The sequence below is a fragment of the Methylobacterium variabile genome, assembly GCF_001043975.1.
Lineage (GTDB): Bacteria > Pseudomonadota > Alphaproteobacteria > Rhizobiales > Beijerinckiaceae > Methylobacterium > Methylobacterium variabile.
On record NZ_LABY01000183.1, the window covers coordinates 20545 to 27624 of the forward strand.

Sequence of the window (7080 nt, forward strand, 5' to 3'; positions counted from 1 at the left end):
AGGCGCGCGACGCCCGGAGTGCGCCCGCGAACGGCGCCGTCCGGACTTCCCGACGCGAGGATTCCTGTTCATGTCGACCCGTTTTGCCGCCGCCCTGCGCGCGGTGGCGCTGCTTGCCGCCGTCCTGGCGGGGCCCGCGCTCGCCCATGAGGGCCACGACCATGGCGCCGCGCCGCCGCCCGTCTCGAAGACCATCGCCCCGCGCGGCGAGGCGCTCTCGAACGCCTTCGAACTCGTCGCCATCCCGCGCGACGGCACCCTGACGCTGTTCCTCGACCGCTTCCGGACGAACGAGCCGGTGACCGGCGCGACCATCGAGGTCGAGACGTCCGACGGTCCCAAGGTCGCGACCGCCACGGACGAGGGCGGCTACGCGCTGCCCGCCCCGTGGCTGGCGAAGCCAAGTCGCCATGAGCTCGTGGCGACCGTCACCGCGGGCGACGCCGTCGACGTGCTCACCGTCGCCGTCACCGTGCCCGACCCGAAGGCCGCCGCGGCACCGGCACCCGCCAAGGCGGCTCCGGCGCAAGCGGCGCTGGCGCGCGTGTCCGAGGTCGCCCACGGCGTCCGGGAGCGGCTGACCGCCAAGGACCCGACCCTGGTGGCCGCGGTCGCCGCAGCCTTCCTGCTCGGCGTGCTCGTGACGGCGCTCGCGCGCGGCCGCCGCGGCGCTCCGGCGGTGGCGCTCGTCGCCATCGGCATCACCATCGTCCTCGGCACCGCTGCCTTCGCCCACGGCGACGAGGACCATGGCGCACCGGTGCAGGGGGCGGCCCTGATCGAGCCGCGGCAAGGAGCGCCCGCGACCTCAGACCTCGCGCAACGCCTGCCCGACGGATCGGTCTTCGTGCCGAAGCCCACTCAGCGCCTGCTGGTCCTGCGCACCGCCATGACCGAGCAGGGTAGCTTCCACCGCTCGGTCGAGCTGCCCGGCCGCATCATCCCGGACCCGAACGCCAGCGGCGTGGTGCAGTCCTCGGTGGGCGGTCGGCTCGCGCCCCCGGCCTCGGGCATCTTCCCGCGCCTCGGCACCAAAGTGCGCAAGGGCGACGTGCTCGCCACCGTGACGCCGCCCGTGCAGGCCGTCGACGTCTCCGACATGCGCCAGCGCCAGGGTGAGCTCGACCAGCAGATCGCCATCGTCGAGCGCCGGGTCGACCGCTACAGGAAGCTCGCCACGACCGGGGCCGTCGCCACGACCCAGCTCGATGACGCGGTCGCCGAGCTCAACGGCCTGCACGACCGCCGCGCCGCCCTCGACAGGATCCGGCAGCAGCCCGAGACCCTGGTCGCGCCGGTCGACGGCGTGGTGGCGCAGGCGACGGCGGTGGCCGGCCAGATGGCGGCCCCCGGCGCCATGGTCTTCCAGATCGTCGACCCGAACCGGCTCTGGGTCGAGGCCCTCAGCTTCGACGCGCTCACCGCAGCGCAGAATGCTACCGCCCGGCTCGCGGACGGCCGAACCCTGAAGCTCGCCTACCAGGGGACGGGGCTCGCCGACCGCAACCAGGCCATCCCGGTCCAGTTCGCGGTGCAGGGCGACGCCGCCGGCCTGCGCGTCGGCCAGTTCGTCACCGTGCTCGCCGGGACGGACACGGAGCAGTCCGGCCTGGCGCTGCCACGCTCGGCCGTCGTGCGCACCGGCAACGGGCAGGACGTCGTCTACGAGCACACCACCGCCGAGCGCTTCGAGGCGCGGCCCGTGCGGGTCGAGCCGCTCGATGGCGGCCGCGTGCTGGTCGCCGAGGGGATCGGGCCGGGCAAGCGCGTCGTGACCCAGGGCGCCGAACTCCTCGACCAGGTCCGCTGAGGAGGCCGCCCGATGTTCACCTTCCTCGTCAGCCGGTCGGTCCGCAACCGCCTGCTCGTCCTCGCCATGGCCGCGGTGCTGGTGCTCTACGGCGCCTTCACCGCCACCAAGCTTCCGGTCGACGTCTTCCCCGACCTCAACAAGCCCACCGTCACCATCATGACGGAAGCCGAGGGCTACGCCCCCCAGGAGGTCGAGCAGCTCGTCACCTACCCCATCGAGACCCGGATGAACGGGCTACCCGGGGTCACCCGGGTGCGCTCGGTCTCGGGCGTGGGCTTGTCCATCACCTACGTCGAGTTCGACTGGGGCACCGACATCTACCGGAATCGCCAGCAGGTCGCCGAGCGGCTGGCCCTGGTGCAGGACCAGCTCCCGCGGGGCGTCACCCCGGTCATGGGGCCGATCTCCAGCATCATGGGCCAGATCCTGCTGGTGGCGGTGACCAGCGAGACGGCGTCCCCGATGCAGGTGCGCGAGGTCGCCGACTTCACCATCCGGCCCCGGCTCCTCACCATCCCGGGGGTGGCGCAGGTCATCCCCATCGGGGGCGAGGTGCGCCAGTTCCGGGTCAGCCCGAACCCGGCCGCCATGCGCTCGCTCGGGGTGACGAACGCCCAGCTTGAAACGGCGCTGGCGCAGTTCGGGACCAACGCCGGCGGCGGCTTCACCGACCAGCATTCCCGCGAATACCTGATCCGAAGCATCGGCCGGACCATGAGCCTCGACGACCTGCGCAACCTCGTGGTCGCGACGGTCGCCGACACGCCGGTCCACCTGCGCCAGGTGGCCGAGGTGTCGTTCGGGGCCAGGACCAAGCGGGGCGACGCCGGCTACATGGCCAAGCCCGCGGTCATCGTCTCGGTCGAGAAGCAGCCCGACGTCGACACGGTGCGGCTGACCCGCAGCATCGAGACGGCGCTGAAGGAGCTGTCGCCGAACCTGCCCGGCGGCATCAAGGCCGACCAGGTCCTGTTCCGGCAGGCCGACTTCATCGAGACCTCGATCCGGAACGTCGAGCGCGTCCTCGTCGAGGCCGTGCTGGTGGTGGCGGTGGTGCTGTTCGCCTTCCTCCTGAACGTGCGCACCACGGCCATCTCGCTGCTCGCCATCCCGGTCTCGGTGCTGACGACCGCGGTGGTGTTCCACCTGTTCGGGCTGTCCATCAACACGATGACCCTGGGCGGGCTCGCCATCGCCATCGGCGAGCTCGTCGACGACGCGGTGGTCGACGTCGAGAACATCTACCGCCGGCTCGGCGAGAACCGACGGGCCGGCAACCCGAAGAGCGTGTTCCAGGTGGTGGTGGAGGCCTCGAACGAGGTGCGCTCCGGCATCGTCTACGCGACGCTGATCATCATCCTCGTCTTCGTGCCGCTCTTCGCGCTGTCAGGCATCGAGGGCCGGCTCTTCGCTCCGCTGGGGCAGGCCTACATCATCTCCATCTTGGCAAGCCTGCTCACCTCTATCACCCTGACGCCAGTGCTTGCCTCGCTCCTGCTGCCGGGCCTGAAGAACCTGGAGGAGCACGACAGCCGCTTCCTGACGCTGCTCAAGCGGGGCAACGCCGCCCTGCTGCGGGTCGCCTTCCGCCACAAGGGCCTTCTGGTCGGCAGCGTCGCCGTGGCCGTCGTCGCCGCGGGCGTGGCGGCCTGGAACCTGCCGCGGGCCTTCCTGCCGCCGTTCAACGAGGGCTCGTTCACCGTCAACATGACCTTCAACCCGGGCATCTCGCTGGCCGAGAGCAACCGGGTCGGGCTCATCGCCGAGAAGCTGCTGCTGGACATCCCGGGCGTGAAGGCGGTCGGCCGCCGGACCGGCCGGGCCGAGCTCGACGAGCATGCCGAGGGCGTCCACTCGTCCGAGATCGAGGTGGCGCTGGACGAGGGGACCAAGCGTCCCAAGGAGGCGCTCGTCGCCGACATCCGCGGGCGCCTCGCGGCCCTGCCGGTGGCGGTCAACGTCGGCCAGCCCATCTCGCACCGGCTCGACCACATGCTCTCGGGCGTGCGGGCCGAGATCGCGCTGAAGGTGTTCGGCGAGGACCTCGACGCCTTGCGGCGGGTGGCCAACTCCCTGCGTGAGCGGATGGCCGCGATTCCGGGCCTCGTCGACCTGCAGGTCGAGCGGCAGGTGCGCATCCCGCAGCTGGAGGTGCGCGTCGACTACACCCGGGCGGCCCTCTACGGCGTGCAGCCGGCCGCCGTCGTCGAGCAGATCAGCCGCCTCTCGAACGGGCGGGTAGTCTCGACCGTGGTCGACGGCGTGCGCCGCTTCGACGTGGTGCTGCGCCTGTCGGAGAACCGCCGGACCACGACCGGCCTCGGCGACCTGCTGCTGGAGACGCCCTCGGGCTGGGTGCCGGCCCGCCAGGTCGCCGACATCCGCGAAACCGACGGACCGAACCAGATCCTGCGCGAGAACGCTCGGCGCCGCATCGTGGTGCAGGCCAACACCAACGGCGAGAGCGACATGGCCACCGTCGTGGCGGCCATCCGCGAGGCCGTGGCAAAGGAGCCGCTCCCGCCCGGCTTCTTCACCAGCCTGGAGGGCACCTTCCAGGCGCAGGAGGAGGCGAGCCGGACCATCGGGGCGCTCTCCGCGCTGTCCTTGGCGCTGGTCTTCGCCATCCTCTACAGCCGTTACCGCTCGGCCGCGCTCGCCCTCATCATCATGGGCAACGTGCCCCTGGCGCTGATCGGCTCGGTGGCCGCGCTGTGGCTGGTCGGGCAGCCGCTCTCGGTGGCCTCGATGATCGGCTTCATCACGCTGACCGGCATCGCCGCGCGCAACGGCATCCTCAAGATCAGCCACTACCTGAACCTGTCGCTGCACGAGGGCGTGCCGTTCGGTCCCGATCTCGTGGTTCGCGGCAGCCTGGAGCGGCTCACCCCGGTGCTGATGACGGCGCTGTCGGCCGGCGTGGCGCTGGTGCCGCTGCTCTACGACGCGGCGAGCCCGGGCAAGGAGATCCTGCACCCGGTGGCGGTGACGATCTTCGGCGGCCTGATCAGCGCCACGCTGCTCGACACCTTCCTGACCCCCGTCCTGTTCCTGCGCTTCGGACGCAAGCCGCTGGAGCGGCTGCGGGCCCTCCACGCCGAGGCGCCGGCTCACCCATCCCCGGACGGTGCGCGCCCGCGCCCGGCCGAGGCCTACTGACCCCAAGAGGAGACGAGACGTGATCCTACCGAGAGTGACCCTGGTCGCCGGCCTGCTCGCCGCGACCGCCGTGTGCGCCCACGAGACCTCCGGCCAGCACGGCGGCCGGGTGACGGACGCCGGCAAGTTCCACGTCGAGCTCGTCGCCAAGGGCGAGACCGTCGACGTGTTCCTGTCCGACGAGGGGCAGAAGCCGGTGCCGGCCTCCGGCTTCAAGGGCACGGCCATCCTCGTCGTCGGCGGCAAGCCGGCCCGCGTGCCGCTGGAGCCCGCCGACGGCAACCGCCTGACCGGCAAGGCCGCGACCGCCCTCGGCGACAGCCCCAAGGGCGCCGTGCAGCTCACCGGGCCCGACGGCGCGACCGCCAGCGGCAAGTTCAACTAACCCCCTCACAGGAAGACGCCTCGATGAAGACCCTGACCAAGACCGTCGTCGCCGGCACCCTGGCCCTCGCGCTCGCGGGCGCCGCCCCCGCCCACGAGATGCATGGCAAGGAGCACATGGACCATGCCGGTCGCCATCCCGTGCCGGCGACCACGGCCCAGACGGACACGCCGGCGACCAAGGCGTTCCGGGACGTCGGCGCCGAGATGCACCGGGACATGGACATCCGCTACACGAACGACGTCGACGTCGACTTCGTGCGCGGCATGATCCCCCACCACAAGGGGGCCGTCGCCATAGCCAAGGTCGCCCTCCAGCATTCCAAGGACCCCGAGATCCGGAAGCTGGCCGAGGAGATCATCAGGGCCCAGGACGTCGAGATCGCCCAGATGGAGGCTTTCCTGAAGAGGAAGGGCACCCAGTGATGGCCAGCGTCCAGGGCGAGAGACGGCTCCCATTTTCGCGAGCGTCCTGAGTATCATTTTCTGAACGCATCAGTAGTTCTGGCGTTTATATCTCGAGGTAAGACTGAGTGACTCGGTTAAAACTGAGTCATATTTCCAGTCGTGCTTCTCATCTAAACGCAATACAGCGGAGTACATCAATGCATCAGATGAGCTCGGATATGCAGACCTGTATCGACGAGTGCCTGCGCTGCTACCAGACCTGCCTCGGCATGGCCTCGAACCACTGCCTGCCGGCCGGCGGAAAGCACGTCGAGCCGGGGCACTTCCGGCTGATGATGGCCTGCGCAGAGATCTGCCGGACCTCGGCGCACCTCATGCTGATCGGCACCCCCGAGCACAAGCACACCTGCCGGGCCTGCGCGGAGGTCTGCGAGGCCTGCGCCAGGAGTTGCGAGCAGGTCGGCGACATGGACGACTGCGTCCGGCAGTGCCGGGCTTGCGCCGAGAGCTGCCGGAAGATGGCCGCCTGAACCCAGACCGGGAGGGGACGTCCCCTCCCTCCGAACGACGAGGACGAACGATGGCGACCGCCGCCCGCAAGGCCACCCTCTATCGGATGGTCACCCCCGAGCACACCTGCCCCTACGGCCTGAAGGCCAAGGACCTCCTCGAACGCCAGGGCTTCGAGGTCGAGGACCACCTCCTGACCGACCGGGCAGAGACCGACCGCTTCAAGGCCGAGCATCAGGTCAAGTCGACGCCGCAGACCTTCATCAACGGCGAGCGCGTCGGCGGCTACGACGACCTGCGCCAGCGCTTCGGCAAGGCAGCCAACGACCCGAACGCGACGACCTACACGCCCGTCGTGGCGGTCTTTGCCATGACCGCGCTGATGGCGCTGGCGGCCAGCTACGCCGCCTACGGCACGCCCCTGACCCTGCGCGCAGCGGAGTGGTTCATCGCCTTCAGCATGTGCGTCCTGGCGCTGCTGAAGCTCCAGGACGTCGAGAGCTTCTCGTCGATGTTCCTGGGCTATGACCTGCTCGGGCAGCGCTGGGTGCGCTACGCCTACGCCTACCCGTTCCTGGAGGGCATCGCCGGCGTCCTGATGGTGGCGGGAGCCCTGAACTGGCTCTCCATCCCTGTGGCCCTGTTCATCGGCACGGTCGGGGCAGCCTCGGTGTTCAAGGCGGTCTACGTCGACAAGCGTGAGATCAAGTGCGCTTGCGTCGGCGGGTCCAGTAAGGTGCCGCTCGGCTTCGTCTCGCTCACCGAGAACCTGATGATGGTCGCCATGGCCGTCTGGATGCTGGCGA

6 protein-coding genes are annotated in these 7080 nt (G+C 70.3%); all 6 read left to right on the top strand.

Translation table 11 applies throughout. The features are described from left to right. Window positions 1-70 precede the first annotated feature (70 nt). Complete coding sequence (locus VQ02_RS24670; RefSeq protein WP_048446883.1) at window positions 71-1810, top strand: efflux RND transporter periplasmic adaptor subunit; 1740 nt, start codon at window positions 71-73, stop codon at window positions 1808-1810. A gap of 12 nt (window positions 1811-1822) precedes the next feature. Next, a complete protein-coding gene (locus tag VQ02_RS24675) occupies window positions 1823-4972 on the top strand; it encodes an efflux RND transporter permease subunit (RefSeq protein WP_048446884.1) in 3150 nt (1049 codons plus the stop codon). A gap of 19 nt (window positions 4973-4991) precedes the next feature. Beyond that, entirely contained in the window at window positions 4992-5357 is a 366-nt protein-coding gene (locus VQ02_RS24680; protein ID WP_048446885.1) for a hypothetical protein, read from the top strand. A 23-nt stretch (window positions 5358-5380) separates the two neighbouring features. Continuing rightward, window positions 5381-5782, top strand: coding sequence for a CopM family metallochaperone (copM, locus tag VQ02_RS24685; RefSeq protein WP_048446886.1), 402 nt, complete (start codon window positions 5381-5383; stop codon window positions 5780-5782). Between the two features lie 179 nt (window positions 5783-5961). After that, window positions 5962-6294, top strand: a complete 333-nt coding sequence (locus tag VQ02_RS24690; RefSeq protein ID WP_048446887.1) for a four-helix bundle copper-binding protein — start codon at window positions 5962-5964, stop codon at window positions 6292-6294. Window positions 6295-6344: 50 nt separating this feature from the next. Further along, window positions 6345-7080: glutaredoxin family protein (locus VQ02_RS24695; RefSeq protein ID WP_048446888.1), on the top strand; the 736-nt coding region annotated here is incomplete at its 3' end.